Annotated in this window: 26 protein-coding genes; 12 read left to right on the top strand and 14 right to left on the bottom strand. The window is 70.2% G+C overall.

The annotated features are described in order from the left end of the window. The first annotated feature begins 29 nt into the window (after nucleotides 1-29). The gene (locus ACYVC6_RS19845) at nucleotides 30-1,133 is read left to right on the top strand and encodes an epoxide hydrolase family protein (RefSeq protein WP_460716196.1); all 1,104 of its coding nucleotides are present in this window, start codon (nucleotides 30-32) and stop codon (nucleotides 1,131-1,133) included. Between the two features lie 90 nt (nucleotides 1,134-1,223). On the opposite strand, the gene ACYVC6_RS19840 is transcribed toward ACYVC6_RS19845, so the two are convergent. The 5 genes from ACYVC6_RS19840 to ACYVC6_RS19820 form a co-directional block, all read right to left on the bottom strand. Further along, on the bottom strand, nucleotides 1,224-1,967 hold the full coding sequence (locus ACYVC6_RS19840; protein ID WP_460716195.1) for a hypothetical protein: 744 nt from the start codon (nucleotides 1,965-1,967) through the stop codon (nucleotides 1,224-1,226). Between the two features lie 124 nt (nucleotides 1,968-2,091). Beyond that, a complete protein-coding gene (locus ACYVC6_RS19835; protein WP_460716194.1) occupies nucleotides 2,092-3,174 on the bottom strand; it encodes an NAD(P)H-dependent flavin oxidoreductase in 1,083 nt (360 codons plus the stop codon). After that, the gene (locus ACYVC6_RS19830) at nucleotides 3,171-3,938 is read right to left on the bottom strand and encodes a CoA-transferase subunit beta (RefSeq protein ID WP_460716193.1); all 768 of its coding nucleotides are present in this window, start codon (nucleotides 3,936-3,938) and stop codon (nucleotides 3,171-3,173) included. Before ACYVC6_RS19830 ends, ACYVC6_RS19835 begins: the two co-directional genes overlap by 4 nt. Then, nucleotides 3,935-4,819 carry a CoA transferase subunit A gene (locus ACYVC6_RS19825; RefSeq protein WP_460716192.1) on the bottom strand — a complete coding sequence of 295 codons (885 nt, stop codon included), beginning with the start codon at nucleotides 4,817-4,819 and terminating at the stop codon, nucleotides 3,935-3,937. Before ACYVC6_RS19825 ends, ACYVC6_RS19830 begins: the two co-directional genes overlap by 4 nt. Then, a complete protein-coding gene (locus ACYVC6_RS19820) occupies nucleotides 4,816-5,592 on the bottom strand; it encodes an enoyl-CoA hydratase family protein (protein ID WP_460716191.1) in 777 nt (258 codons plus the stop codon). The genes ACYVC6_RS19825 and ACYVC6_RS19820 overlap by 4 nt, the downstream gene beginning before the upstream one ends. A gap of 49 nt (nucleotides 5,593-5,641) precedes the next feature. Here ACYVC6_RS19820 and ACYVC6_RS19815 point away from each other — a divergent pair, with 49 nt between their 5' ends. The 3 genes from ACYVC6_RS19815 (at nucleotide 5,642) to ACYVC6_RS19805 (ending at nucleotide 8,618) form a co-directional block, all read left to right on the top strand. After that, the gene (locus ACYVC6_RS19815; RefSeq protein ID WP_460716190.1) at nucleotides 5,642-6,391 is read left to right on the top strand and encodes an SDR family oxidoreductase; all 750 of its coding nucleotides are present in this window, start codon (nucleotides 5,642-5,644) and stop codon (nucleotides 6,389-6,391) included. A gap of 9 nt (nucleotides 6,392-6,400) precedes the next feature. Continuing rightward, entirely contained in the window at nucleotides 6,401-7,282 is an 882-nt protein-coding gene (locus tag ACYVC6_RS19810; RefSeq protein ID WP_460716189.1) for an SDR family oxidoreductase, read from the top strand. Nucleotides 7,283-7,445: 163 nt separating this feature from the next. Next, nucleotides 7,446-8,618, top strand: coding sequence for a serine hydrolase domain-containing protein (locus ACYVC6_RS19805; protein WP_460716188.1), 1,173 nt, complete (start codon nucleotides 7,446-7,448; stop codon nucleotides 8,616-8,618). Between the two features lie 12 nt (nucleotides 8,619-8,630). Here the strand turns inward: ACYVC6_RS19805 and ACYVC6_RS19800 are convergent, their stop codons facing one another. Beyond that, nucleotides 8,631-9,794, bottom strand: coding sequence for a steroid 3-ketoacyl-CoA thiolase (locus ACYVC6_RS19800; protein WP_460716187.1), 1,164 nt, complete (start codon nucleotides 9,792-9,794; stop codon nucleotides 8,631-8,633). Between the two features lie 163 nt (nucleotides 9,795-9,957). Between ACYVC6_RS19800 and ACYVC6_RS19795 the strand changes: the two genes are divergently transcribed. Together ACYVC6_RS19795 and ACYVC6_RS19790 are read left to right on the top strand one after the other, a co-directional pair. Beyond that, nucleotides 9,958-11,226: a cytochrome P450 gene (locus ACYVC6_RS19795; protein WP_460716186.1), complete on the top strand. Its 1,269-nt coding sequence runs from the start codon at nucleotides 9,958-9,960 to the stop codon at nucleotides 11,224-11,226. 19 nt (nucleotides 11,227-11,245) lie between these two features. Further along, on the top strand, nucleotides 11,246-12,481 hold the full coding sequence (locus tag ACYVC6_RS19790) for a cytochrome P450 (RefSeq protein WP_460716185.1): 1,236 nt from the start codon (nucleotides 11,246-11,248) through the stop codon (nucleotides 12,479-12,481). A 162-nt stretch (nucleotides 12,482-12,643) separates the two neighbouring features. Here the strand turns inward: ACYVC6_RS19790 and map are convergent, their stop codons facing one another. Further along, a complete protein-coding gene (gene map, locus ACYVC6_RS19785; protein WP_460716184.1) occupies nucleotides 12,644-13,411 on the bottom strand; it encodes a type I methionyl aminopeptidase in 768 nt (255 codons plus the stop codon). Between the two features lie 80 nt (nucleotides 13,412-13,491). Between map and ACYVC6_RS19780 the strand changes: the two genes are divergently transcribed. From ACYVC6_RS19780 to ACYVC6_RS19765, 4 genes are all read left to right on the top strand, one after another. Continuing rightward, nucleotides 13,492-14,211: an SDR family NAD(P)-dependent oxidoreductase gene (locus tag ACYVC6_RS19780; protein ID WP_460716183.1), complete on the top strand. Its 720-nt coding sequence runs from the start codon at nucleotides 13,492-13,494 to the stop codon at nucleotides 14,209-14,211. Next, nucleotides 14,208-15,188, top strand: a complete 981-nt coding sequence (locus ACYVC6_RS19775) for an S-adenosylmethionine:tRNA ribosyltransferase-isomerase (protein ID WP_460716182.1) — start codon at nucleotides 14,208-14,210, stop codon at nucleotides 15,186-15,188. Before ACYVC6_RS19780 ends, ACYVC6_RS19775 begins: the two co-directional genes overlap by 4 nt. A gap of 120 nt (nucleotides 15,189-15,308) precedes the next feature. Then, nucleotides 15,309-15,935 (top strand): ATP-dependent Clp protease proteolytic subunit, encoded by a 627-nt coding sequence (locus tag ACYVC6_RS19770; protein WP_460716181.1) that lies wholly within the window; start codon nucleotides 15,309-15,311, stop codon nucleotides 15,933-15,935. Further along, on the top strand, nucleotides 15,932-16,543 hold the full coding sequence (locus ACYVC6_RS19765) for a ClpP family protease (RefSeq protein WP_460716180.1): 612 nt from the start codon (nucleotides 15,932-15,934) through the stop codon (nucleotides 16,541-16,543). Before ACYVC6_RS19770 ends, ACYVC6_RS19765 begins: the two co-directional genes overlap by 4 nt. A 4-nt stretch (nucleotides 16,544-16,547) precedes the next feature. On the opposite strand, the gene ACYVC6_RS19760 is transcribed toward ACYVC6_RS19765, so the two are convergent. The 5 genes from ACYVC6_RS19760 to ACYVC6_RS19740 all read right to left on the bottom strand — a co-directional run bounded on the left by ACYVC6_RS19760 (nucleotide 16,548) and on the right by ACYVC6_RS19740 (nucleotide 20,422). Beyond that, nucleotides 16,548-16,859, bottom strand: coding sequence for a helix-turn-helix domain-containing protein (locus tag ACYVC6_RS19760; protein WP_460716179.1), 312 nt, complete (start codon nucleotides 16,857-16,859; stop codon nucleotides 16,548-16,550). A gap of 68 nt (nucleotides 16,860-16,927) precedes the next feature. After that, nucleotides 16,928-17,149, bottom strand: coding sequence for a putative signal transducing protein (locus tag ACYVC6_RS19755; RefSeq protein ID WP_460716178.1), 222 nt, complete (start codon nucleotides 17,147-17,149; stop codon nucleotides 16,928-16,930). 49 nt (nucleotides 17,150-17,198) lie between these two features. Further along, nucleotides 17,199-18,362 carry a thiolase domain-containing protein gene (locus tag ACYVC6_RS19750; RefSeq protein WP_460716177.1) on the bottom strand — a complete coding sequence of 388 codons (1,164 nt, stop codon included), beginning with the start codon at nucleotides 18,360-18,362 and terminating at the stop codon, nucleotides 17,199-17,201. Between the two features lies 1 nt (nucleotide 18,363). Beyond that, on the bottom strand, nucleotides 18,364-19,428 hold the full coding sequence (locus ACYVC6_RS19745; RefSeq protein WP_460716176.1) for a thiolase domain-containing protein: 1,065 nt from the start codon (nucleotides 19,426-19,428) through the stop codon (nucleotides 18,364-18,366). 19 nt (nucleotides 19,429-19,447) lie between these two features. Then, nucleotides 19,448-20,422, bottom strand: a complete 975-nt coding sequence (locus ACYVC6_RS19740) for a Zn-ribbon domain-containing OB-fold protein (RefSeq protein WP_460716175.1) — start codon at nucleotides 20,420-20,422, stop codon at nucleotides 19,448-19,450. A 56-nt stretch (nucleotides 20,423-20,478) separates the two neighbouring features. On the opposite strand from ACYVC6_RS19740, the gene ACYVC6_RS19735 reads away from it, so the two are divergent. Further along, nucleotides 20,479-21,522 (top strand): LLM class F420-dependent oxidoreductase, encoded by a 1,044-nt coding sequence (locus ACYVC6_RS19735; protein WP_460716174.1) that lies wholly within the window; start codon nucleotides 20,479-20,481, stop codon nucleotides 21,520-21,522. An 8-nt stretch (nucleotides 21,523-21,530) separates the two neighbouring features. Then, nucleotides 21,531-21,938, top strand: a complete 408-nt coding sequence (locus ACYVC6_RS19730; RefSeq protein ID WP_460716173.1) for a PaaI family thioesterase — start codon at nucleotides 21,531-21,533, stop codon at nucleotides 21,936-21,938. Nucleotides 21,939-21,972: 34 nt separating this feature from the next. Here ACYVC6_RS19730 and ACYVC6_RS19725 read toward each other — a convergent pair whose 3' ends face one another. Both ACYVC6_RS19725 and ACYVC6_RS19720 read right to left on the bottom strand, forming a co-directional pair. Continuing rightward, complete coding sequence (locus ACYVC6_RS19725; protein WP_460716172.1) at nucleotides 21,973-22,218, bottom strand: hypothetical protein; 246 nt, start codon at nucleotides 22,216-22,218, stop codon at nucleotides 21,973-21,975. A gap of 345 nt (nucleotides 22,219-22,563) precedes the next feature. Continuing rightward, the gene (locus ACYVC6_RS19720; protein WP_460716171.1) at nucleotides 22,564-24,147 is read right to left on the bottom strand and encodes a hypothetical protein; all 1,584 of its coding nucleotides are present in this window, start codon (nucleotides 24,145-24,147) and stop codon (nucleotides 22,564-22,566) included. Nucleotides 24,148-24,197 lie beyond the last annotated feature (50 nt).

The following is a 24,197-nucleotide window of genomic DNA, read 5'->3' as shown; positions in this document are numbered from 1 at the left end:
CGTTCCGCATAGATTTCTAGCGTAGCCCCATGACCACCACCCAGCAGTCCCAGTCCGAGATCCGCCCCTTCACCGTCACGATCCCCGAGGACGCCCTCGAGGACCTGCAGGCCCGTCTGGCCAACACCCGCCTCCCGCAGCCCGCCCCCGGCGACTCCTGGGACTACGGCACGCCGACGTCCTACCTCGCCGACATGGTCGAGCGCTGGAAGGCCTTCGACTGGCGGGCCGAGGAGGCCCGGATCAACGCGGTCCCCAACTTCACCACCGAGGTCGACGGCCAGACCATCCACTTCGTCCACGTCCGCTCGGCCCGCGAGGACGCGACCCCGCTCCTGCTCCTGCACACCTACCCCGGGTCGTTCGCCGAGTTCCTCGACGTCGTGCCGCTCCTCACCGACGACTTCCACCTCGTGATCCCGTCGATGCCCGGCTTCGCGTTCTCGACCCCGGTGGTCGACGGCGGCTGGACCATGGACCGGGTAGCACGCACGTACGACACGTTGATGCGCCGGCTCGGCTACGAGTCGTACGGCGCCCACGGCAGCGACGGCGGCGCGATGGTCGGCCGGGAGCTTGCGGTGCTGAACCCCGAAGGCTTCCTGGGCGCTCACGTCCTCCAGCTGTTCTCGTTCCCGTCGGGCGACCCCGCCGAGTTCGAGGCCTTCGGCCCGAAGGAGTACGCCGCTCTGGAGTTCATGGGCTGGTTCCAGTCCGTCGGCGGCTACAACCAGATGAACGGCACTCGGCCGCAGACGATCGCGGCGGCGCTTTCGGACTCGCCGGTCGGGCAGCTGGCCTACAACGAGCTGTTCGAGAACTTCGGCAACGGCACCAGCTTGGTCTCGCCCGAGCAGGTGCTTGCCCAGGTCTCCCTGTACTGGCTGACCAACACCTCCGCCGGTGCGGTCCGCTACCACTACGCCGAGCAGCACCCGGCTCGCGAGACCGTGGTCAGCCAGGGCCGGATCGGCGTCGCGGTCTTCAAGGACGACTTCCAGACCATCCGTCCGCTGGCCGAGCGCGACAACAAGAACATCGTGCACTGGACCGAGCACGACCGTGGGGGCCACTTCGCCGCCATGGAGAACCCCGACGCCGTCGCCAGCGACCTGCGAGAGTTCTTCGCGTAGGTGGTCAGGAGCACATAGGAGTCGCTGCGCACCAAGATCTCGTCGACCGCACCGGAGAGGTGCGGTCGACGAGCTCTCGGCTGCTTGTCCCTAGCTGCCCAGTCCGAGCAGGTCACCGACCGCCCGCCCGGACGCCTTCATCTTGGGGATGACGACGTTGGAGCCTGCTGGCTCGAAGCTGATGCCGTTGAGGACCAGGGTGTTGCCACCCGTGCTGGGGGAGTTGTCGGCGACCGCGCCCGGAGGCAGCACGCCGCCGGGAGTCACGAAGCCCTGGGCTCCGACGATGAGCAGCAGGTCGCCGCCGGCGCTGTTGGCGATGTGCGTCTTCGCCGGGATGTAGCCCGCAGGCAGGATGAACGCGATGGCATCCGAGATCTGTCCCGGGTCGGAGTAGTTGCAGACACCGTCACCACCAGGACCGTCCGTGCCGACCACCACGCCTGTCAGGTGAACCTCGCCGAACCGGTCCTTGCGGTAGGTCACGCCGTCGATGCCCGGGAGCAGGACGGTAGCGCTCTGGTAGACGCAGTCACCCTCGCCACCGTTGAGCAGGGTGGCGGCCTTCTGGGCCTCGTTGGCGACCATGTCGGCAGCCGTGATCGTGCCGTTCTTGATCTTCTTCGCCGTGACCGCGTTGTTCTTGATCTTCTTGGTCTTGACGGCGTTGTTCTTGATCTTCGGCGTGGTCACGGCGTTGTTCTTGATGTCGTTGGTGCCGATCTGACCGGCGGCGTAGCCGACGCCGGCAGCGGACGCGACCAGGGCGAGCAGGGCGATGACGAGTGCCACGCTTCCCGTGGCCGAGTGCAGCCTCTTGAGGGCTGAGGGCATGGTAGAAGCCTTTCTGTAGCGGGCGGGACCGTTCAGGTTGGCAGCGTGGGGACGTGTCCACAACCACCCGGTTGAGCTATTGCCACGCCGCCGGCTCCGGGGCCACGCGTCGGTCAGCGGACGGTCAGCGGACGTAGGACGACGCCCGGCGCAGCTCGTCGACGGCACCCACGACGATCCGGTCGATGAGCTCCTCGCACGTCGGCAGGTCGTCGATCACGCCGACTACCTGGCCCGAGGCGAGCACGCCGGCTCGGGTGTCCCCTTCGACGAGGCCGGACCTGAGCATGGTCGGGGTGTTGGCGGCGAGTGCCATCTGGCCGAGGGTGCGGCCCTGGGCCTTCTTCATCGCCCGGCCGTCCTTGAGCAGCTGCGCCCAGGACATCCCGGAGTCCTTCTTGAACTCCAGCGTGCGCCGCATCGTCGGTCCCAGTCGACGGACGGTGGAGGTCTCCTCCAGAGACTCGACGAGGTCGGTGCGCAGCATCCGGTGCGGCATGCCGTCGACCTTGGCGGTGACCACGGTGCCGTTGAGATCGGTGTCGAGGTAGAGGCGCTTGACCGCGTCGGGCACCGCGCTGTCCTGGGTCAGCAGGAAGCGGGTGCCCATGCCGACACCCGCGGCGCCGTACGACAGCGCTGCGGCGAGACCGCGGCCGTCGAAGAACCCGCCGGCGGCGACGACCGGGATGTCGCTGCCGACGTGCCGAAGGGCATCGAGCACCGTCGGCAGGAGCAGGGTGGTGGGCACAGAGCCGGTGTGACCGCCGCCCTCGCCGCCCTGGATCATCACCGCGTCGGCACCCCAGCCCGCAACCTTGACCGCGTGCTTGGCGGCACCGATCGACGGCATCACCACGATGCCGTGGTCCTTGAGCCTCTCGATGAGCTCCTGCTTGGGCGCGAGGGCGAACGACGCCACCTTGACGCCGTGCCTGATGAGCAGGTCGCAGCGGTCGGCGGCGTCGGCCGCGTCCGCGCGGAGGTTGACCCCGAACGGCTGGTCGGTGCGGCGCTTGACCTCGAGGATCGCCCGCTCGAGCTCCTCGAAGGTCATCGTGGCGCTGGCCAGGATGCCCAGCCCGCCCGCGTTGGCGGTGCCGCTCACCAGCCGAGGACCGGACACCCAGCCCATGCCGGTCTGCACGACCGGGTGGCGGACCCCGGTGAGGTCGGTCAGCGGGGTCCTGATCAGCTGGTCGATCACTCCGGAACCTCCTTGAAGCGCAGGCCCTTGGGGTCGAGCACCTCGCGGATCATGATCAGCTCCTCCATCGTCGGCTCCCGGGTGGCCGGAACCTCGGCGGGGATGTGGAGCTCGAAGCCGGTGTTGTCGCGGACCTCGTCGACAGTGACACCGGGGTGCACCGAGAGCAGCCGCACCGTGTCCTCGGGCCCGCGGACGTCGAAGACACCGAGGTTGGACACGATCCGGTGGATGTCGTTGTAGCGCGAGGCGCCGGGCCCGGCGGCCTTGGCGCGGGCGGGGCCGACCCCCGAGACGACGTCGACGGCCTCGACGAACACCCGGGGCGAGTGCTTGGGCACCCAGTAGGACGTCCGGTTGTTGACCGTGTTGCCCGGGGCTCCCCGGGAGCCGAGGAGCTGGCGCTTGGGGTGGGCGAAGTCGCCGATCGCCGAGATGTTCTGGTTGCCGTGCCGGTCGACCTGGGTCGCCCCCATCATCACGTGTCGCTTGCCGTAGGCGACGACGTCGAAGACCTTGCGGAACGGGATCCAGCCTTCGACGACATCGGCCTTGGCAAAGAGCGGCGGGACGCCGGCCAGGAACAGCGACTCGCCGTCGGAGATGACGAGGTCGGGGTTGCTGGTGAGCTTGGCCAGCCGCACTCCGAGCATCGGCAGCATGCCCATCGGGCTGGCGAAGATCTCGCCGTCGTCCTTGAACGCGTCGGCGATGGCGGCCGCGCACACATCGGCTCGGGTCGCCTGGTCGAGTGCGCTGCTCATCGGGCCGCCTCTTCTGTGAAGGCGGCGACGGCGGCCTGGTAGGCCGCCTCGTCGCCGGACAGGAAGCGCTGCTGGAAGGCGGCCCACTCCTCGTCGGTGCCGCCGGCCGCGGCGGCGTACGCCCGCTGGAACTTCTCGTCCCGCTCGTAGTCGGGCGTGCACGTGGTGAAGTGCGCGCCGTTCGGGGTCTCGACCACGCCGGTCACCATCATCCGGCTGAGCAGCAGCCGCTGGACCGGGGTGTCGACGGTCAGGCCGGCGGTGTCCACGACCTGCTCGACGGAGACGTAGGCCTTGTCGGCGGCCATGCAGAACAGGTCGTCGAAGTAGGGGTCCGGGCCGAGGTAGGTCGCGTTGCCGTGCATGTCGGCGCGGTTGAGATGCACGAGCGCCACGTCCAACTGGAGTGCGGGGACTGCGACGAGCTCCTCACCGTCGTCGTAGGGGCTCTCGACGGTCCTGATCCACGGGTTGTTGACCAGCACGTCGGAGCCGAGCCCCGCGCGCATCGGGAGGAACGGCAGCCGCTGCGCGGCGGCGCGCAGCCCGGTCTGGAACATGCCCTCGTCGAGCTCGACCACCTCGGGGATCGTGCCTTCCTGACGGGCCTTCTGGAAGTTCGGCTCCAGTGGGATCGAGTCGAGGGACACAAACGCGTAGACGAGCTTCTTGACCTTGCCGGCCCGGGTGAGGAGGCCGACGTCGGCGCCACCCCAGCTGACCAGGGTGAGGTCCTTCAGATCGGAGCGGAGGATCGCGCGGACCAGCGCCATCGGCTTGCGCCGGGGCCCCCAGCCGCCGATGCCGATCGTCATGCCGTCGCGGAGCTCGGCGACGACGTCCTCGATGGTCATCCGCTTGTCGCGGGGCTTCCTGCTCACTCGCTGCCCTTCTTGGCCCTGTCATTGGCCTTGTCGGTGCCCGCGAAACCATCGCGGAGCTCGTCGCTGACGCCCATCAGGTTGAGCTCGAAGGTGAACCCCTGCTCGAACCGGTAGCTCTTGTTGACGTCGATGGGGTCGATCCCGTTGAGCGCCTCCTTGGCGGCCCGGATCACCCGGGTGTCCTTGTCGGCGATGTCGGCGGCGAGCCGCAGTGCCGCCTCGTCCAGCTCGGCCCGCGGGACGACCTCGTAGACCGAGCCGTGCTGTACCAGGTCGGCCGCCTTGATGGTGCGGGCGGTGAAGTAGAGCGTGCGCATCAGGTGCTGCGGGACCAGCCGGGCCATGTGGGTGGCGGCGCCGAGCGCGCCCTGCTTGACCTCCGGGACGCCGAAGTAGGCGTCGTCGCTGGCCACCACGATGTCCGCGTTGCCGACGAGGCCGACCCCACCGCCCACGCAGAACCCGTTGACGGCCGCGATGACGGGAACCGAGCACTCGTAGACCGCCTTGAACGCGGCGAAGCAGCCCCTGTTGGCCCCGAGAAGGGCGTCGAAGCCCTCGGTGTGCTGCATCTCCTTGATGTCGACGCCGGCGTTGAAGCCCTTGCCCTCGGCGCGGAGCACAACGACCTTCGTGTCCAGGTCCGCGGACGCCTCGTCGAGCGCGGCCGCGAGGTCGAACCAGCCCTGGACGGTCAGGGCGTTGACCGGGGGAGCGGCCATGGTGACGACCCGGATGCCGTCGGGGCGCAACTCACTGGTGACCGTCACGCCGCACTCCTCACGTACAAACCAAGCATTTGCTTGGTAGGGTACCAGCATGGCACTCGCCCTGGACCTGTCCGGCCGTGTCGTGCTGGTCACCGGTGGCACCCGCGGCATCGGTCGCGGGATCACCGACGCCTTCCTGTCCGCCGGCGCGACGGTGGTGACCTGCTCGCGGTCCGACGTCGAGCCCGTCGCCGGAACGACGCACGTAGTCTGCGACGTCCGGGACCCGGAGGCGGTCGGCGTGATGGTCGAGGACATCGTCGAGGCGCACAGCAGGCTCGACGTACTGGTCAACAACGCCGGTGGTGCCCCGAGCGCCCCCGCCGCGACCGCGTCACCCCGGTTCCACGACCGGATCGTGGGGCTCAACCTGCTGAGCCCGCTGCTGGTCTCGCAGGCCGCCAACGCGGTGATGCAGCGAGAGCAGCGCGGCGGCGCGATCGTCAACATCTCCTCGATCTCGGCGCACCGCCCGGCGCCCACCATCGCGGCGTACGGCGCCGCGAAGGCCGGTCTCGACGCGCTGACCCGGTCGCTGGCCATGGAGTGGGGCCCGAAGGTGCGTGTCAACGCCATCGACGTCGGCCTGTGCCGCACCGAGCAGACCGACGACCACTACGGGGACGACGCCCGAGTCGCGGCGATCGAGCGGACCATCCCGGTGGGCCGAATGGCCCGTCCGGACGAGGTGGGCAACGTCGCGGTCTTCCTGGCCAGCGACCTCGCGTCGTACGTCTCCGGGGCCCGCGTCGCCTGCGACGGCGGCGGCGAGCCTCCTGTCTTCCTGCACATCACCTGAGGAGAAGCCTTGTCTGGACTGTTGGAGGGTCGCGTCGCGATCGTCACCGGAGCGGGGCGCGGCATCGGCCGCGCGCACGCCCTCGAGCTGGCCTCGCACGGCGCGGCCGTCGTTGTCAACGACTACGGCGTCTCCCTCGCCGGTGAGGGAACCGGTGAGTCGCCCGCCGACGAGGTCGTCGCCGCGATCGAGGCGGCGGGTGGCCGGGCCGTGGCGAACGGTGCCGATGTGGCGGACTTCGCGCAGGCCGAGGCGATGGTCCGGCAGGCGATCGACACCTTCGGAGGCCTGGACATCCTGGTCAACAACGCCGGTTTCGTGCGCGACCGGATGCTCGTCAACACCTCCGAGGAGGAGTGGGACGCAGTCATCCGTGTGCACCTCAAGGGCCACTTCGCCCCGCTGCGGCACGCCGGCGCCTATTGGCGGGCCGAGGCCAAGGAGGGGCGCCAGCGGGCGGCCCGGGTCATCAACACCTCGTCCGGCGCCGGGCTGCAGGGCTCGGTCGGGCAGGCGACCTACTCCGCGGCCAAGGCCGGCATCGCCGGGCTGACGCTCGTCGCCGCCCAGGAGATGGGTCGCTACGGCGTCACGGTCAACGCGATCGCACCGGTCGCCAAGACCAGGATGACCGAGGGCGCGTTCGACACCTCGGCGATGGCCCTCCCCGAGGACAACTCCCCGGTGGTCGCCTGGCTCGCCTCCGAGGAGGCCGGGGACGTGACCGGCCGGGTCATCGAGATCGACGGGTCGGTGATCACGGTGGAGAACGGCTGGTCCCATGGCCCCGCGCGCGATGCCGGCCGCCGCTGGGCCGCGGCCGAGGTTGGACCCGCCCTGCGTGACCTACTCGCCCAGGCGCCTACCCCTGAGCCGGTGTACGGCGCCTGAGGGAAGCCCGCCGACAGTGCCGGGCGGCGGTTCATCAAGGGATGTAGGCAGACCCGCACTTCCCCAGCCGAGCTCAGCCAGGGGAGTGTCGTCAGCCCGACATACCTTGATGAACCGCCACCGGGCGAGAGCTTGTCCACACGCCCGCACCTAGGCTCGGGGCGTGAGGACGGCGGTCGCATGGCTCTGTGTGGTGCTGGTGCTGGCCGGGTGCTCGGACGCCGACTCGGAGCCGGAAGCATCCCCGAGCGGCGAGCCGAGGACCAGCGAAGCGTCGCCAACCGCTGCCACGTCGAGCCCGGACGTCAGCCCACTGCCGACCGCCGACCCCGCGTCACTCGGCTTCGACGCCAAGGTCCTGGAGCGGCTGGCAAAGGACGCGAAGGACGCCGGCTCGACCTGCCTGCTCGTCGCCCGCGACGGGGTCGTGGCGGGGGAGTGGTACTGGAACGACGGCGCCTCGGACAAGCCGCAGGAGGTCTTCTCGGTCACCAAGTCGGTCACCAGCACGCTGGTCGGGCTGGCCCAGGCGGACGGGGCCCTGGATCTGGCCGACCGCGCCGCCACCTACATCCCGGAGTGGCAGGGCACGCCGTCGCGGAGGGTGACGGTCCGCAACCTGCTGAGCAACGACAGCGGCCGGTTCTGGAGTCCCGAGAGCGACTACCAGGCGCTCCTGCAGGCGCGGGACCGCACGGCGTACGCCGTGGGGCTCGAGCAGGCCGCCCCGCCGGGCACGGTCTGGGCCTACAACAACGCGGCCATCCAGACACTCGACCGGGTCATCCGCAACGCGACCGGCACCGCCACTGACGCCTACGCCCAGGAGCGGCTGTTCGCCCCGCTGGGCATGACCAGCACCCGGATGACCCCGGACGCGAGCGGGCGGTCGACGCAGGCGTTCTTCGGGATGCAGTCGACGTGCCCCGACCTGGCGCGGTTCGGGCAGCTTTTCGAGCAGCGCGGCGAGTGGGAGGGCGAGCAGCTCCTGCCGGCCGCCTGGGTGGACGACGCGACCGGCCGCTCGTCACAGGAGCTCAACGCGGCCTACGGGCTGCTCTGGTGGGTCAACCGGGTGGGCCCCCAGCGCCAGCCTGTCGATGACGACAACCCGGGCCTGCCTCCAGGTGTCTCCGGGGTCGGGCAGCTGGTGCCCGGCGCCCCGGAGGACCTGTACGCCGCGTTGGGCTTCGGCGGCCAGGTCGTGCTCGTCGACCCCGGCAGCGGGACCGTCGTCGTGCGGCTCGGCACGCTGGGCACCGGGGCTGCGGACGGCGCGGCCGCCTATACGGTCGCCGATGCGGCCCGCGTGGTGACCGAGGCGCTGACGGAGTAGAGGACCGCCGGCTCAGATCCGCTCGATGACCGTGCCGGTGGCCATCGCGCCGCCCGCACACATCGAGATGAGCGCGGTCGAGGCGTCGCGCCGCTCGAGCTCGTGCAGGGCGGTGGTGATGAGCCGGGTGCCCGTCGAGCCGACCGGATGACCGAGCGCGATCGCACCCCCGTTGACGTTGACCTTGTCCATGTCGACGCCGTGGACCGCGGCCCAGGAGAGGACCACGGAAGCGAAGGCCTCGTTGACCTCGAACAGGTCGAAGTCCGAGATCGCCATGCCGGTGCGGTCGAGGATCCGCTGGGTCGCGTCGATCGGGCCGTCGAGGTGGTAGTAGGGGTCCGACCCGACCAGGCAGTGGTTGACGATCCGGGCCCGCGGGGTCAGGCCCAGGGCGCGGGCCTTGCCCTCGTCCATGATCAGGACCGCGGAGGCGCCGTCGGAGATCTGGGAGGAGGTGCCGGCCGTGTGCAGGCCGTCGGGCAGCACCGCCTTGAGCTGGGCGAGCCCCTCGAGCGTGGTGTCGCGCAGGCCCTGGTCGGCGTCGACCGTGCGGGTCTCGCCGGTGGGCTGGCCCTCGGCGTCGAGGACTGGCGCGGTCAGCGGGGCGATCTCACGCTTGAAGCGCCCTTCGTCGACGGCCACCCGGGCCTTCTGCTGGGAGGCCAGGCCGAACTCGTCGATGAACTCCCGCGTGAAGCCGCGGTTCCTGGCGATCCGGTCGGCCGCCTCGAACTGGTTGGGCATGTCGATGTCCCAGTCGTCCGGTCGCGGGTCACCCAGGCCGGGAGGGACGTTGCCGCCGAGGGGGATGCGCGACATCGACTCGACGCCGCACGCGATCCCGACGTCGATCGTGCCGGCGGCGACCATGTCGTGCACCAGGTGGGCCGACTGCTGGCCGGAGCCGCACTGGGCGTCGACGGCGGTGGCACCCGTGTGTTGCGGCAGCTTCGCGTGGAGCCAGGCGCGCCGGACCATGTCGTTGGACTGCTCGCCGGCCTGGGTCACGCAGCCGCCGACGACCTGCTCGACCAGATCGGCGTCGATCCCGCTGCGGCGGATGACCTCGGACTGGGCGAAACCCAGCAGGACGGCGGGATGTACTCCCGCGAGCCAGCCCTTCCGCTTGCCGAGGGGCGTGCGGACGGCATCGACGATCACTGGGGTGCCCATGGGAGAAAACTAGAACACGTTCTTGTTTCGGACAAGAGGATGCCCTTCCCTTCCGTACCGCGAGTATGTAACCTCGGGCACTAGAACGTGTTCCAGTTGTGCCCGCGAGAGCCAGGGAGAGATCTGCGTGACCAGCACCGTTGACCCAACCGTGGACCCAACCGTGGACGCAGCTGCCGGGCTGCCGGCCGGCTTCGACCCGACCGACCCGGACGTCATGCAGACCGCTGTCCCACACCAGGGGCTGCTGACGCTGCGGCGTACGGCGCCGGTCTCGTTCATCGAGCAGGTCACGGAGGCGCGAGCCGGGTTCCCGGAGCACACCGGCTACTGGGCGCTCACCAAGCACGCCGATGTCGCCGCGGTCTCGAAGGACCAGGCGAACTTCTCGACCTATCTCAACAACGTGATCATCCGGTTCGGCCCGGACATGGATCGCGAGAGCCTGGAGCAGACGCGCTTCCTGCTGATCAACCACGACGCCCCGGACCACACCAAGCTCCGCCAGATCGTGTCCCGCGCGTTCACGCCGCGCGCCATCGCCCAGCTCCACGACGACCTCGAGCGACGCTCGCACGAGATCGTGAAGCAGGCCGTCGAGCGCGGCGAGGGCAACTTCGTCGAGGACGTCGCCGCCGAGCTGCCGCTCCAGGCGATCGCCAACCTGCTGGGGGTCCCGCAGGAGGACCGCGGCAAGCTCTTCGAGTGGTCCAACCAGATGATGAGCTACGACGACCCCGAGGTGGAGGGCGACCAGGAGGTCGCGTTCATGGAGATCCTGGCCTACTCCATGGCCCTGGCCGACGAGCGTCGCAAGAACCCCCAGGACGACATCATCACCAAGCTCGTGACTGCGCAGATCTCTGGGCCCGAGGCCGGGCCCGGCGACGAGGGTGAAGAGCGCGGGCTGACTGACGACGAGTTCGGCTTCTTCATGGTCCTGCTCGCAGTGGCCGGCAACGAGACCACCCGCAACGCCATCTCGCACGGCATGCACGCGTTCTTCCAGTACCCCGACCAGTGGGAGCTCTACAAGCGCGAGCGCCCGGCGACCGCCGCCGACGAGATCATCCGGTGGGCCACGCCGGTCACGGTCTTCCAGCGCACCGCCATCAACGACGTGGTGATCGGGGGGGTGCCGATCGCGAAGGGCGAGCGGGTGGGTCTCTACTACGCGAGCGCGAACTTCGACGAGGACGTCTTCACCGACCCGTTCCGCTTCGACATCACCCGCGACCCCAACCCGCACCAGGCCTTCGGAGGGCACGGTGCGCACTACTGCATCGGCGCCAACCTGGCCCGCCTCGAGGTCAACCTGATCTTCCAGGCCCTCGCCGAGCACGCCCCGGACATCCGGCAGCTGGGGGAGCCGCGCCGGCTCCGTCACGGCTGGATCAACGGCGTCAAGGACCTGCAGGTCGCCTACCGCTAACCCTTCTGCAAGGAGCAAAGTGACCGACATCCTGCCCGAGGGCTTCGACTTCACCGACCCCGACGTCAACTGGGAAGCCATTCCGCACGAGCACTTCGCCGCGCTCCGGAAGACCGCGCCGGTGTTCTGGGTGGAGCAGCCGCCCGAGTCACGAGCGGGCATCGCCCCCGAGGCCGGCACCGGCTACTGGGCGGTGACCAAGCACGCGGACGTCTCCGCCGTCTCCAAGGACAGCAAGAACTGGTCGTCGGCCGAGAACGGCGCGATCATCCGCTACGGGCCCCACATCCAGCGTGAGGACGTCGAGCTGCAGCGGGTGATCCTGCTCAACCAGGACCCTCCGGAGCACACGGGCACGCGTCACATCATCAGCCGTGGCTTCACCCCGCGGGCGATCGGCGCCCTCGAGGAGGTCATGACCGAGCGTGCCAACCGGATCGTCAAGGAGGCAGCGGCCCGGGGCTCGGGCGACTTCGTGGAGGAGCTCGCCGCCGAGCTGCCGCTGCAGGCGATCGCGGACCTGATCGGCGTACCGCAGGAGGACCGCAAGAAGCTGTTCCACTGGTCCAACCAGATGCTCGCCAGCGAGGACCCCGACTTCGAGGGCGACCCGCAGGCGGCGGCCACCGAGCTGCTCGTCTACGCGATGGGCATGGCCGACGAACGCCGCAGGCACCCGCAGGACGACATCATCACCAAGCTGATCAACGCCGACAAGGACGGCCGCGGACTCAACGACGACGAGTTCGGCTACTTCGTGATGATGCTCGCGGTCGCGGGCAACGAGACGACCCGCAACGCGATCACCCACGGCATGCACGCCTTTCTCACCAACCCCGACCAGTGGAAGCTGTGGGTCGAGGAGCGGCCGGCGACCATGGTCGACGAGGTCATCCGGTGGGCGAGCCCGATCATCGTGTTCCAGCGCACCGCCATCAACGACACCATGGTCGGTGACGTCCTGGTGAAGAAGGGCCAGCGGGTCGGGCTGTTCTACGGCAGCGCCAACTACGACGAGGACGTCTTCGAGGACCCCCACACCTTCAACATCCTGCGTGACCCCAACCCGCACCTCGCCTTCGGCGGGCACGGCGCCCACTACTGCATCGGCGCCAACCTGGCCCGTCAAGAGATCCGGCTGATCTTCGAGGCGCTGGCCGACCACATGCCCGGCATCCACCTGGTGGACGAGCCGCGCCGGCTGCGGCACGGGTGGGTCAACGGCATCAAGGAGATGAGGGTCGCGTACTCATAACCCCCGCGAGCTTCGGCCGGCACCCGCGACGGACCGCTTGCTTCGCTGCGCGAAGCTGCGCCGTCCATCGCGGGCGACGGCCGATCGCGGGGCGCGCGCCCTTCGGGCGCCACGCTCGCTCCGCTCGCCCGCTCCGATTACGGACGAGGGCTGGTCTCTCGTTCAGTCGCGGGCGGTGAGGACGATCGGGCCGTCCTTGGTGATAGCCACCGTGTGCTCCATGTGTGCGCCCCGGGACCCGTCGGCGGAGCGCAGCGTCCAGCCGTCGGCGTCGGTGTAGATCTCGTCGGTGGTGTGCAGGAACCACGGCTCGATGGCGATCACGAGACCTGGCTTGAGCTTGAGACCCCGGCCCGGACGGCCGTCGTTGGGCACGTGGGGGTCGCCGTGCATGGTGCGACCCACTCCGTGCCCGCCGAACTGCAGGTTGACGCCGAGACCGGCTGCGCGGGCGGTCTCGCCGATGGCCGAGGAGATGTCCCCCAGCCGGTTGCCCGCCCGGGCCTGCGCGATCCCCGCCGCCAGTGCCCGGGTGGCCACGTCGATGAGGTCGAGGTCCTCCTGGCGCGGCGTGCCGACCACGAGACTGACGGCCGAGTCCGACACCCAGCCGTCGACGCTGCAGGCGAAGTCGAGGGAGAGCAGGTCGCCGTCCTGGAGCGCGTAGTCGTGGGGGAGGCCGTGCAGGACCGCGTCGTTGACAGACGTGCAGAGCACCTTGCCGAACGGCGAGGCGCCGAACGACGGGTGGTAGTCGATGTAGCAGGACTCGGCGCCGCGCTCCTTGATCATCTTGTGGGCGAGCGCATCGAGGTCGAGCAGGTTGACGCCCACGTCGGCGGCTTCCGTCAAGGCGGTGAGGACCTCGGCGACGAAGCGCCCGGCGGGCCGCATCTGCTCGATCTGCGCAGGGGTCCGGAGCTCGATCACGCGGAAAGCCTAGGGCCAGGGGAGCGACAGCCGGAATCGAGGCTTGACCTCAAGCAAACTTGAAGTTCCATCCTGGTTGCATGACTGATTCGAACCGACCTGTTGCTGTCGTCACCGGGGCCTCCCAGGGACTGGGTCTCGCCCTCGCGACCGGGCTTGCGTCCCGCGGCTGGACCCTGGTCGTGGACGCCCGCCACGGCGACCGGCTCGCCACGGCCACCGCCGGGCTGCCCGGAGGTCCCCACCCGATGGTCGCAGGCGACGTCGCCGACCCGGCGCACCGCCGCGAGCTCGTCGACGTCGCGGCCGAGCTCGGCGGAGCCCGGCTGCTGGTCAACAACGCGAGCACGCTGGGTGCCAGCCCGCTGCCGGCATTCGGGGAGCTCGACCCGGCGACGTACCTCCGGCTGCTGGAGGTCAACCTCGTTGCCCCGCTGGCCCTGACCGCGGGGCTGCTGCCGCAGCTGCGCCGGCACGCCGGCACCGTCCTGAACATCTCCTCCGACGCGGCCGTGGAGGCCTACGAGACGTGGGGCGGTTACGGCTCGGCCAAGGCGGGTCTCGACCACGCCTCGCGGGTCCTGGCCGCCGAGGAACCGCGGCTGCGGGTCTACGCCGTCGACCCGGGGGACATGCGCACGCAGATGCACCAGGACGCCTTCCCGGGCGAGGACATCTCCGACCGACCGGAGCCTGAGTCGGTGGTGCCTGCGCTGCTGCGGCTCGTCGAGGGCACCCTGCCCAGCGGCCGCTACCGCGCGAGCGAGCTCTCGGTGTCGACGTTGGGTGTGCCTGCATGAGCGTCGCGTCCGCCACCCTCACTCCCGAGGCCCGCGGCCTGGCGCGCGACGAGGTCCGGCTCGCCGTCGTGACCCCCGGGGGCACCGAGCACACGCTGGCCCGGGAGCTGCCGCGCTGGCTCACGCCCGGCGACCTGCTCGTGGTCAACACCAGCGCGACCCTGCCCGCGGCCGTCGACACGGCGTACGGCGCCGTGCACGTCTCCACTGAGCTGGACGACGGCGCCTGGGTCGTCGAGCTGCGCCGGTCGGACGGCCACGGACATCGCACGCCGCAGCCGCGTGAAGTGATCGGGCTCCCAGGCGGTGTCCGGCTGCGGATCGACACACCGCACCCGGCCGGGCAGACCCGCCTCTGGCGGGCGACCAGCCTGCCCCGGGTGCGGCGCGTGGATTACCTCAGCGAGCACGGTCGCCCGATCCGCTACCCCTATCTGGAGCGGCCGGTCCGGCTCGAGGACCTCCAGAACGTCTACGCAGACCGCCCCGGCAGCGCCGAGATGCCGAGTGCCGGCCGGCCGCTGACCCGAGAGCTGCTCGTCAGGCTCATGGCCTCAGGGGTCTTGGTCGCGCCGCTGCTGCTGCACACCGGGGTGGCCAGCCAGGAGTCGCACGAGCCGCCGCAGCCGGAGTGGTTCTCGGTCCCGGCTCACACCGCCCGGCTCGTCAAGCTCACCAAGCTGACGGGCGGACGGGTCATCGCGGTGGGGACCACCGTGGTCCGGGCCCTGGAGTCGGTGGCGGCGACCGGTGTCCGCGAGGGCTGGACCGACCTCGTCCTCGGTCCCGAGCGGCCCGCCCGGGTCGTCGACGGGCTCCTCACCGGGCTGCACGAGCCCGAGGCCAGCCATCTGCACCTGCTCGAGTCGGTGGCCGGACCGGCTCTGGTCGGACGCGGGTACGCCGACCTGGCCACCGAAGGCGCTCCGTCGTACCTGTGGCACGAGCTCGGCGACTCGATGCTGCTGCTGCCCTGAGGGGCGACCTCCAGGTTCGGGGGTGACTCCCACCAGCCTGAGCGGCTCCTCTGCCCAGGGCAGAACTGCCCTGGGCGGATCCTCTTGTCCGCCGGGCGCCGGGGTCCGCAGGCTCGCAGCATGAGCCATTCACTCACCTCCGGGTCCGACCGGGTCGGCCTGTCCGCGTCCGACCGACTCCTGCACCAGCGCATCCTCGTCCTCGGCCAGGAGGTCGACGACGCGATCGCCAACAAGCTCTGCGCCGAGCTGCTCCTGCTCTCCGCCGAGGACCCGCGACGCGACATCGCGCTCTACATCAACTCGCCCGGCGGATCGGTCTCGGCCGGCCTCGCCATCTACGACACCATGCGGCTGATCCCCAACGACGTGGCCACGCTGGCGATGGGGCTCGCCGCGAGCATGGGCCAGTTCCTTCTCTCGGGTGGTACGCCGGGGAAGCGGTTCGCCCTTCCGCACAGCCGGATCCTGATGCACCAGGGCTCGGCCGGGATCGGCGGCACGGCGATCGACATCGAGATCCAGGCCCAGAACCTGGAGCACACCAAGAACGTGCTGATGCACCTCATCTCCGAGCACACCGGCCAGGACATCGAGACGATCGAGCGGGACGCCCGGCGGGACCGGTGGTTCACGGCCGAGGAGGCCCGGGGCTACGGGTTCGTCGACCAGGTCCTGACCGACGTCGAGTCGGTGACACCGCAGCGGTTCGCCGGTGCCACGTTCGGCGTGGGGATCGCCCGATGAGCAGCTACACGATTCCGAGCGTCGTCGAGAAGACCCTGCGCGGTGAGCGTGCGGTCGACATCTACAGCCGGCTGCTCACCGACCGGATCGTCTACATCGGCACCGAGATCGACGACGGGGTCGCCAACGTCGTGATCGCCCAGCTGCTGCACCTGGAGTCGGAGAGCCCGGCCTCCCCGATCGACCTCTACCTCAACTCACCGGGCGGCGCGGTCACCGCGATGCTGGCGATCTACGACACCCTGCAGTTCATCAGCTCACCGGTGGGCACGACGGCGGTCGGCCAGGCCGGCTCATCGGCGGCGGTGCTGCTGGCTGCGGGTGAGCCGGGGCGGCGGTCGGTGCTGCCACATTCGCGGGTGGTGTTGCACCAGCCATCGGGAGGGGTCCAGGGCACGCTGCCCGATCTCGCGCTGCACGCCAAGGAGATCGTCCGCCTTCGGGCTCAGATGGCGGGGATCCTGGCGCGGCACACCGGCCGGGACGCCGCGACGATCCGGGAGGACACCGAGCGCGACCTCGTGCTGTCGGCCGAGGAGGCGGTCGCCTACGGGGTGGCCGACTCGGTCCTCGACCCGAGGAAGCTGGCGGAGGCGTCGCGACTCTAGGGCTCTACGCCGCCAGGCACACCGGGCCGCGGACCTGCCCGAGCCGTCGGGCCACCCGGGCGGTCAGGTCGAGCAGACGCAGCCCCAGCGCGCCCGCCACCGCTTGGAGCACCTCCGAGCTCGGCTCCTTGCGGCCCCGCTCGATCTCGGAGAGGTACTGCGTCGAGACGCCCGCCTGCTCCGCGACGTCGGCGAGCGTCCGGCCGACCGCGCAGCGTTCCTCGCGGAGCTCGCGTCCGACCGCCTCCCGCCAGAGTGGCTCGGGCTCGGGAGTCCGCTCGGGATCGGGGGTCGGGAACGGGATCAGCTCGCCCATGACCGGAGGCTACGCCGACCCCAGCCTCGGGCCGGCGCGTCGCCCGCGGCGTTCGCGGACGGCGAACGTCAGGCCCGGAGCCACTCCCCGAGGTCGGCGTCGGTGATGAGCTCGCGCGCCGCCGCCTCCGCCTCGTCGGGCACGAGGACCCGCATCTGCAGCCAGTTGAGCCCGCCCTCGAGCGTGCTGGTGTGCCGGTCGGCGACGTGGACGGGGATCTCCGCCTCCTGGAGAAGGCCTTCGACCACGGCGATCAGGGCCAGGTCGTTGGTGCGGATCAGCTCAGCCATGTCCGGTCCAACGAACGGTGGGGCGGATCAGTTGCCGGTCAGTTGCCGGTCAGTTGCTGGGCTTGTCCGCGCCCACCACCCACATCGCGAAGAACTGCGAGCCGCCGCCGTAGGCGTGGCCCAGGGCCTTGCGGGCGCCGTCGACCTGGTGCTCCCCGGCCGCGCCGCGGACCTGGAGCGCGGCCTCGCCGAAGCGCAGCATCCCGGACGCGCCGATCGGGTTGGAGGAGAGCACGCCACCGGAGGCGTTGACCGGGATCCGGCCGCCGATCGCGGTCTCGCCCGACTCGGTGAGCTTCCAGCCCTCGCCCTCGGCGGCGAAGCCCAGCGACTCCAGCCACATCGGCTCGAACCAGGAGAACGGCACGTAGATCTCCGCCTCGTCGATCTCGTCGATGGGGTTGGTGATGCCGGCCTGCTTCCACAGGGCCGCGGCGGCGTCGCGGGAGGCCTGCGGGTTGACCTGGTCGCGCTCGGCGGCCGTGGTGGCCTCGGACCGCATGACGGTGCCGTGGATCCAGGCCGGGTTGCTCGACCGGGCCGCCTCGTCCTCCGACACGATCACCAGGGCGCACGCGCCGTCGGAGGACGGGCAGGTCTCGTCGTAGCGAATCGGGTCCCACAGCATCTGCGAGGCCAGCACCGACTCGACCGTGGTGTCGGGGTTCCGCAGGTGCGCGTAGGGGTTCTTCAGCGCGTTCTGCCGGTCCTTGGCGGCGACGATCGCCCCGATGTGGGTGGGTGCGCCGGAGCGACGGATGTAGGAGCGGACGTGCGGCGCGAAGTAGCCGCCCGCGCCCGCGTGCACCGGCATGTTGAACGGGATAGGCACCGAGAGCGCCCACATCGCGTTGGACTCCGACTGCTTCTCGTAGGCGACGGTCAGCACCTTCTTGTGCACTCCCGCCTGGACCAGGCTGGAAGCGACGATCGCGGTCGAGCCGCCGACCGACCCGGCCGTGTGCACGCGGAGCAGAGGCTTGCCGGCGGCGCCGATCGCGTCGGCGAGGAACAGCTCGGGCATCATCACGCCCTCGAACAGGTCGGGCGCCTTGCCGACCACGATCGCGTCGATCTCGTCGAGCGTCATCTGGGCGTCCTCGAGCGCACGGTCGATGGCCTCGCGGAGCAGGCCCGGCATCGAGACGTCCTCGCGCTTGGCGCGGTGGTGGGTCTGCCCGACGCCGATCACCGCTGCTGGCTGCTTGGCCATGTCAGCTTGCTCCGATCCTGGTAGAGCCCATCGTGCAGACGAGGTTCTGCTGGAGCGCCGGACCGCTGGTCGCGTGGCCGAGCACCTTGGTTGCCTCGCCCGACCAGATCCGCTTGGCGGCCTCGCCCACGCGGATGCCGCCGGCGGAGAACATCGGGTTGCTGGCGAGCGCGCCGCCGGAGGGGTTGATGCGTACGTCGTCGCCCAGGCCGAGCTCGCGGCGCAGGATCAGCTCCTGGTGGCTGAACGGCGCATGCAGCTCGGCGACCTCGACGCCGTCGACGCCGGCCCCTTCCCCCGCCCGCTGGGCGCTGGGGGAGCGGGTCAGGTCGCGGGTGCCCAGGCTCATCGGGTCGACGTAGTGGGAGATGCCGGTGATCCATGCCGGCCGGTCGCAGACCTCGTTGGCCTTGTCGCCCGCCGCCAGGACCAGCGCGGCCGCGCCGTCGGTGACCGGGGCACAGTCGTGCTTGCGCAGCGGGTCGGCGTACATCGGCCGGGCGAGGAGCTCGTCGACCGACGAGCCGCCCTTGCGGATCGCGTACTCGTTCTTCTCGGCGTCGGTCAGCGAGCGGTCGACGACCTCAGCCATCGCCCGCTCGTCCCAGAGTCCGGCGTCGATGCCCGCGCGGGCCTGGAGCCCGGCGAGGGACACCGTGTCCGGCCAGATCGGCGTCATCGTGTAGGGCTCGAGCTGGAGCGAGAGCGTCCGGCGCAGCACGCCCGCGGAGCTCTTGCCGAAGGCGTAGACGAGCGCCGTGTCGACCTCGCCGGTCTGGATCTTGATCCAGGCCTCGTACATCGCCCAGGCCAGGTCCATCTCGACGTGGGACTCGTTGACCGGCGGGATGACGCCGATCGCGTCGACCGCCTGGACGAACGAGAAGGACCGGCCGGCCAGGTAGTCGGAGGACCCCGAGCACCAGAAGCCGACGTCCCTGCGCGTCCAGCCGGTCTGCTCGTAGCACTCGGCGAACAGGGGGACCAGGAGCTCGACGCAGGTCGGCGACCCGTCGAAGTCCTTCATCTGCCGCTGGGCGAACCCGACGACCGCGACGTCTCTCATCTCTTGTGGGCCTGCCCTCTCAGAGGTGCTGCTTGTAGGACTCGAAGTCCGCGTCCGGCTCGCCGGTCGGCGCGAAGTGGCTGATGTTCTCGATGGTGGTGCCCCACTCGTCCTTGGGCTTCCACACCGCCTTGACCCGCATGCCCATCCGGACCTCCTCGGCCGGGATGTCGAGGATCAGGTGGAGCAGTGCGATGTCGGCGCCGTCGAGCAGGACGTACGCCGAGACGTACGGCGGGGTGATCCGCTGGCCGAGGAACGGCACGTTGACGATGCAGAACGTCGTGATGGTGCCCGTGTCGGAGAGTGGCACCTCCTCCGAGGTCGGGGTCCCGTCGGCGGGGCAGGCACTGCGTGGCGGGATGTAGACCTTCTGGCAGGTCGGGCACCGCTGGCCGACGAGCTTGCCCTCGGCGACCGAGCTGTAGAAGAGCGACTCCTCGGGCGAGGCGGCGTAGAGGTAGTCCAGCTCGATGGGCACGACGATGCCGGTGACGGGGTCGGGGATCTCGCGAGGCTCGGTGGTCGAGGTGCGAGCGGAGCGAGCCTCGAAACCACCCTCGTCCGGCTCGAAACATGCGATGTCGGTGATGTCGCCGACCCGCTCCTCGCGCCAGCGGACCTTCACGCGCATGCCGGTCCGCACCTCGTCAGGGCTGCTCACGTCGAGCGCGTGCAACAGGGGCGTGTCCGCGCCGTCGAGCTTCACCAGGGCGAACGCGAAGGGCCTGTCGAACGGCTGTCCCTTGACCGGCTCGGGCACCCATGTCCAGCTCGTGACGGTGCCGGTGTCGGCGACCTCCACGAACTCCTCGGTCTGTTGGTGGGTGACCGGGTCGTACTCGGGCGGGGGCACCACGACCGTGCCCTCCGACGTACGCCCCCCGAGGATCTGGCCGTCACGGAGACCGGTCAGGAAGCGACCCACCACGGGGCCGGTCGAGCGGGTGTAGTCGAACGCTACGGTGATCGGCGCCGACAAGGTGCGAGGCATGGACCAAAAACTAGAACACGTTCTAATGTGTGGCAAGTGAACCCAGGGGTGACCTCATGAAGCTCGGACTACAGCTCGGCTACTGGCAGGCCCAGCCGCCGACCAACCACGCCGAGCTCGTCGCGGCGGCCGAGCAGTCCGGCTTCGACTCGATCTTCACCGCCGAGGCGTGGGGCTCCGACGCCTTCACGCCACTGGCGTGGTGGGGCCGCGAGACCTCCCGGGTCCGGCTCGGCACCTCGATCGTCCAGATGAGCGGCCGGACGCCGACGTCCATCGCGATGCATGCGCTGACGCTCGACCACCTGTCGGGCGGCCGGATGGTCCTCGGCATGGGCGTCAGCGGACCGCAGGTCGTCGAGGGCTGGTACGGCCAGCCGTTCGGCAAGCCGCTGGCCCGCACCCGCGAGGTCGTCGACATCATCCGCAAGGTCCTGGCCCGCGAGGGGCCGGTCACCAACGACGGCCCGCACTACCCCCTGCCGTTCACCGGCGAGAACTCCGTCGGCCTCGGCAAGCCGCTCAAGCCGATCACCCACCCGCTGCGTCCCGACATCCCGATCTGGCTGGGCGCAGAAGGCCCCAAGAACGTCGCTCAGACCGCCGAGATCGCCGACGGCTGGATCCCGATCTTCTACACGCCCAAGTCCGCTGGGATGTACGGCCCGTGGCTCGACGAGGGGTTCGCCCGGCCCGGCGCACGGCGCACCCGTGACGACTTCGAGATCGCGGCCACCTGCCACGTGCAGATCGTCAAGGACGCCGACGAGAAGAAGGCGGTCATCGACGGCATGAAGCCGATCGTCGCGCTCTACATGGGCGGCATGGGCGCCAAGGACCAGAACTTCCACAAGCAGGTCTTCGACCGGATGGGCTACGAGGCGATCACCGGCAAGGTCCAGGAGCTCTTCCTGGCCGGCGACCGCGAGGCCGCCACCGCGCTCATCCCCGACGACCTGGTCGACGACATGCACATCATCGGCACCGAGGCCGAGGTGCGTGACACCGTCCAGGCCTGGGAGGGCACCGGCGTCACGACCCTGATGCTGTCGGCTCACTCCGGCGACGAGATCAGGCGGATCGCCGAGGTGCTGGCCTGACCGGAGGGTTGCGGCTCGTCCAGGCCCTGATCGAGGCCGACGAGCCGCCATCCCCAGTCGCAAAGCTGTTCGGCACCACCATCGTCGAGGCGTCCGTTGGTTCGGTGACCCTCACGTCGACTCCGGGTCCCGACGCGATGAGCCGCCGCGGTGGCGTGCACGGCGGTGTCGTGGCCACCCTCCTCGACACGGCGCTGGTGCTGGCGGCCGTGACCGCACTCGACACGGTCGACGACTTCTCGACGGTCGAGCTGTCGATCCACTACCTCCGTCCGGTCCCGGCGGACGTGACCGTCCTCCTGACCCGCGCGGAGGTCCTGAAGGCGGGACGGCGGCTCTCGTTCTGCCAGGCGCGCGTCGAGGATGCCGCCGGGACGGTCTTCGCCACCGCGACCGGCACGGTGGCGGTGGGCTGATCCGCCTACACCACCGGGCGCGCTGCGAGGAACGTCAGGAAGGCGGGCCGTAGATGCCGGACGTCCCGCGGTCGAGCGTGCCGACGGTGAGTCCCTGCTGCTCGGCCAGGTCGCGGACCTCGAGCTCGACGAGCTCCAGCAGCTCGGCGTCGACGAGCTCGCTGTTGGTGATCACGACATCGACGGTGGTGGCTCCCTGGCCCTTGAGTGCCTTGAGCTGGTCGACCGTCTGGGGGAGGGGTCCGTCGGTCGCGCTCACCACCAGCGGTGCGGATGTCATGGGCTGACGCTATCGGAGACGCTGTCTCGTCTTGGGTCGGGACTCACGCGGCCCAGTCGAGTCTGGTCTCGGGAAGGTTGCGGTAGATCTCGACCACGAGGGGCTTGAAGTCCGTGAGGAACTGAGCGCCGCCGGGCTCGGATTCCTTTCTGCACGAGGAGCTCCGAGTGACCCGAGTCGACCAGGAATCGTCCACAGAGCACCGATTCAGAGACCCGTCCACAGTCCTAGCCCGCGGAGTCGCCGTGGTGTCGGTCGCCCTCCCCAGGGTCGTACGCACACGACGGAGGAGGTTGAGGGTCCGCGCGCTGTGAGCGCGTCACGCCGGCGCCCGTGCGCCACCTCTCAGCAGGCGTCGGAGTACGGCACGCCGTCGAGCGCGCGGCCGGACTTCTTCTGCTTCCCGCGCTTGATGCTGAACGCGCGCTGCCAGTCCGAGTCGACCTGGGCACCGTTCATCTCCTCCTGCTGGCCGACCAGGCTCAGCCGGGGGACCAGCGGTACGCCGGGCTGGGCGCGACGACCCTTGAGGGTGAAGAGAGGCTTCGCGTCACGGAACCAGGTGATGTGCTTCTTGCCGACCTCGACGGCCATGTTGAAGGGGGCCTCGGCCAGCAGGGCCTGGGCGTCCCGGGCGGTCCAGACCGAACCAGCGGCCCGGGATCGGACACCCAGGCCAAGCCCCGGCGTGCCCATGACGACGTCGGCGACCACGATGCTGGCGGGGGAGCAGGTCACGACCGGCGCGCCCTCCGGCACCAGCTCCAGGAGGAAGCGGTAGGGCCGCGGACCCGACTCCCACGCGTGGCCCTGCAGGCGGAACTCCCACCGTCCGCGCTTCTGCGCGCTGCCCTGCAACGTCGCCGTGGACGTGCCGTGGTCGCCGTCGCCCGTGTGGGTGAGCTTGCTCTGCAGGACCAGCCCGCCGTTGAACGGCACGGCCCGGCCCGAGCCGTCCGAGGTGTCGAGCCAGCGCCCACCGAGCCAGGTGCCGCGGTACGGCTTGGAGTCGAAGTCCTCCCCGAACCCCCAGTCGTAGTCCCACAGCGAGCCTCCCCAGCCCCAGGTCTGGCTGGCGGTCGGCCGCAGCGGGTCCTTGCGCTCGGTCACCGGCGACGCATGTGTGCGCGTCCGCGCCAACGGTCGGCGTTGCGACCGGTCGGGGAGGAGGCCGATGCCGAAGTACGTCGGGAAGGACGCGAACCAGCCGATCTCGTCACGCCCTTGTGTCCAACGTTCCTGCCGCGCCCGCAGCACCAGGGCACCGACCAGCGGCGCGGCGACCGAGAACGTGGCCTGGCCGGCCAGGTCCGTGGACGACGTGCGGATCGTCTGCCAGCGGTTGCCGTCGACCCGCTGCTGGAGGCTGACCACGCGGCCGGGAAGGACGGGCGGCGTGCCCAGGGCAGCCCGGACGGTCGGGACGGTGTCGACCACGACCTCGAAGGGGAGACCGGGCAGCACGGCGTAGGAGATCCGGTTCGGCTCGGCGTCGGCCAGGCTCACCGTCAGCTCCTGCTGGCGTGCCTTCAGCTGGTAGTCCGGTGTCTTCAGTGCTCCCGCCACCACCCGGAGTCCGATCGGGATCCCGACTGCGGATGGAGCCGGGAACGTGAAGTCGAAGCGCCCCTTGCGATCGGTCTTGTGGGTCGTGTCGGCGACGTCGACCCAGACGTCTCCCGGCCGGTTCATGTGCCATTGCACGTGCACCTTTCGCCGACCCTGGGCGCCGATGCTGCCGGTCATTCGCACGGCCTGGCCGCCCACCACCACCGACGGGGTCACCGACAATGTGCCGGTCGTCCGCTCGATGACCGGGGGCTCCGCCGACGACGGGTTGTGGCCGAGCGCCGGGAGCAGCGCAAGCCCCGCCAGGGCGGCGGTCCAGCGGCGCGCGGTTGGAGGGACGTGAGAACGCCGAGTCGACATCACCCATCCATGGTCATTCGGACGGCCGCGCTGCGCTGGCGTTTCGACAA

The sequence above is a fragment of the Nocardioides dilutus genome (genome assembly GCF_054779555.1).
Note: the sequence above shows the minus strand (reverse complement) of the source record. Positions and strands in the feature narration are given on the sequence as shown.

Excerpts from the sequence above, each read along its gene's own strand:
- ACYVC6_RS19755 (WP_460716178.1), bottom strand. The coding sequence starts at position 17,149 with ATGGCTGAGCTGATCCGCACCAACGACCTGGCCCTGATCGCCGTGGTC.
- ACYVC6_RS19740 (WP_460716175.1), bottom strand. The coding sequence starts at position 20,422 with ATGCCTCGCACCTTGTCGGCGCCGATCACCGTAGCGTTCGACTACACC.
- ACYVC6_RS19760 (WP_460716179.1), bottom strand. The coding sequence starts at position 16,859 with ATGGGCGAGCTGATCCCGTTCCCGACCCCCGATCCCGAGCGGACTCCC.
- ACYVC6_RS19765 (WP_460716180.1), top strand. The coding sequence starts at position 15,932 with ATGAGCAGCTACACGATTCCGAGCGTCGTCGAGAAGACCCTGCGCGGT.
- ACYVC6_RS19725 (WP_460716172.1), bottom strand. The coding sequence starts at position 22,218 with ATGACATCCGCACCGCTGGTGGTGAGCGCGACCGACGGACCCCTCCCC.
- ACYVC6_RS19780 (WP_460716183.1), top strand. The coding sequence starts at position 13,492 with ATGACTGATTCGAACCGACCTGTTGCTGTCGTCACCGGGGCCTCCCAG.
- ACYVC6_RS19845 (WP_460716196.1), top strand. The coding sequence starts at position 30 with ATGACCACCACCCAGCAGTCCCAGTCCGAGATCCGCCCCTTCACCGTC.
- ACYVC6_RS19775 (WP_460716182.1), top strand. The coding sequence starts at position 14,208 with ATGAGCGTCGCGTCCGCCACCCTCACTCCCGAGGCCCGCGGCCTGGCG.
- ACYVC6_RS19720 (WP_460716171.1), bottom strand. The coding sequence starts at position 24,147 with ATGTCGACTCGGCGTTCTCACGTCCCTCCAACCGCGCGCCGCTGGACC.
- ACYVC6_RS19815 (WP_460716190.1), top strand. The coding sequence starts at position 5,642 with ATGGCACTCGCCCTGGACCTGTCCGGCCGTGTCGTGCTGGTCACCGGT.
- ACYVC6_RS19750 (WP_460716177.1), bottom strand. The coding sequence starts at position 18,362 with ATGGCCAAGCAGCCAGCAGCGGTGATCGGCGTCGGGCAGACCCACCAC.
- ACYVC6_RS19840 (WP_460716195.1), bottom strand. The coding sequence starts at position 1,967 with ATGCCCTCAGCCCTCAAGAGGCTGCACTCGGCCACGGGAAGCGTGGCA.
- ACYVC6_RS19745 (WP_460716176.1), bottom strand. The coding sequence starts at position 19,428 with ATGAGAGACGTCGCGGTCGTCGGGTTCGCCCAGCGGCAGATGAAGGAC.
- ACYVC6_RS19770 (WP_460716181.1), top strand. The coding sequence starts at position 15,309 with ATGAGCCATTCACTCACCTCCGGGTCCGACCGGGTCGGCCTGTCCGCG.
- ACYVC6_RS19735 (WP_460716174.1), top strand. The coding sequence starts at position 20,479 with ATGAAGCTCGGACTACAGCTCGGCTACTGGCAGGCCCAGCCGCCGACC.
- ACYVC6_RS19800 (WP_460716187.1), bottom strand. The coding sequence starts at position 9,794 with ATGGGCACCCCAGTGATCGTCGATGCCGTCCGCACGCCCCTCGGCAAG.
- ACYVC6_RS19830 (WP_460716193.1), bottom strand. The coding sequence starts at position 3,938 with ATGAGCAGCGCACTCGACCAGGCGACCCGAGCCGATGTGTGCGCGGCC.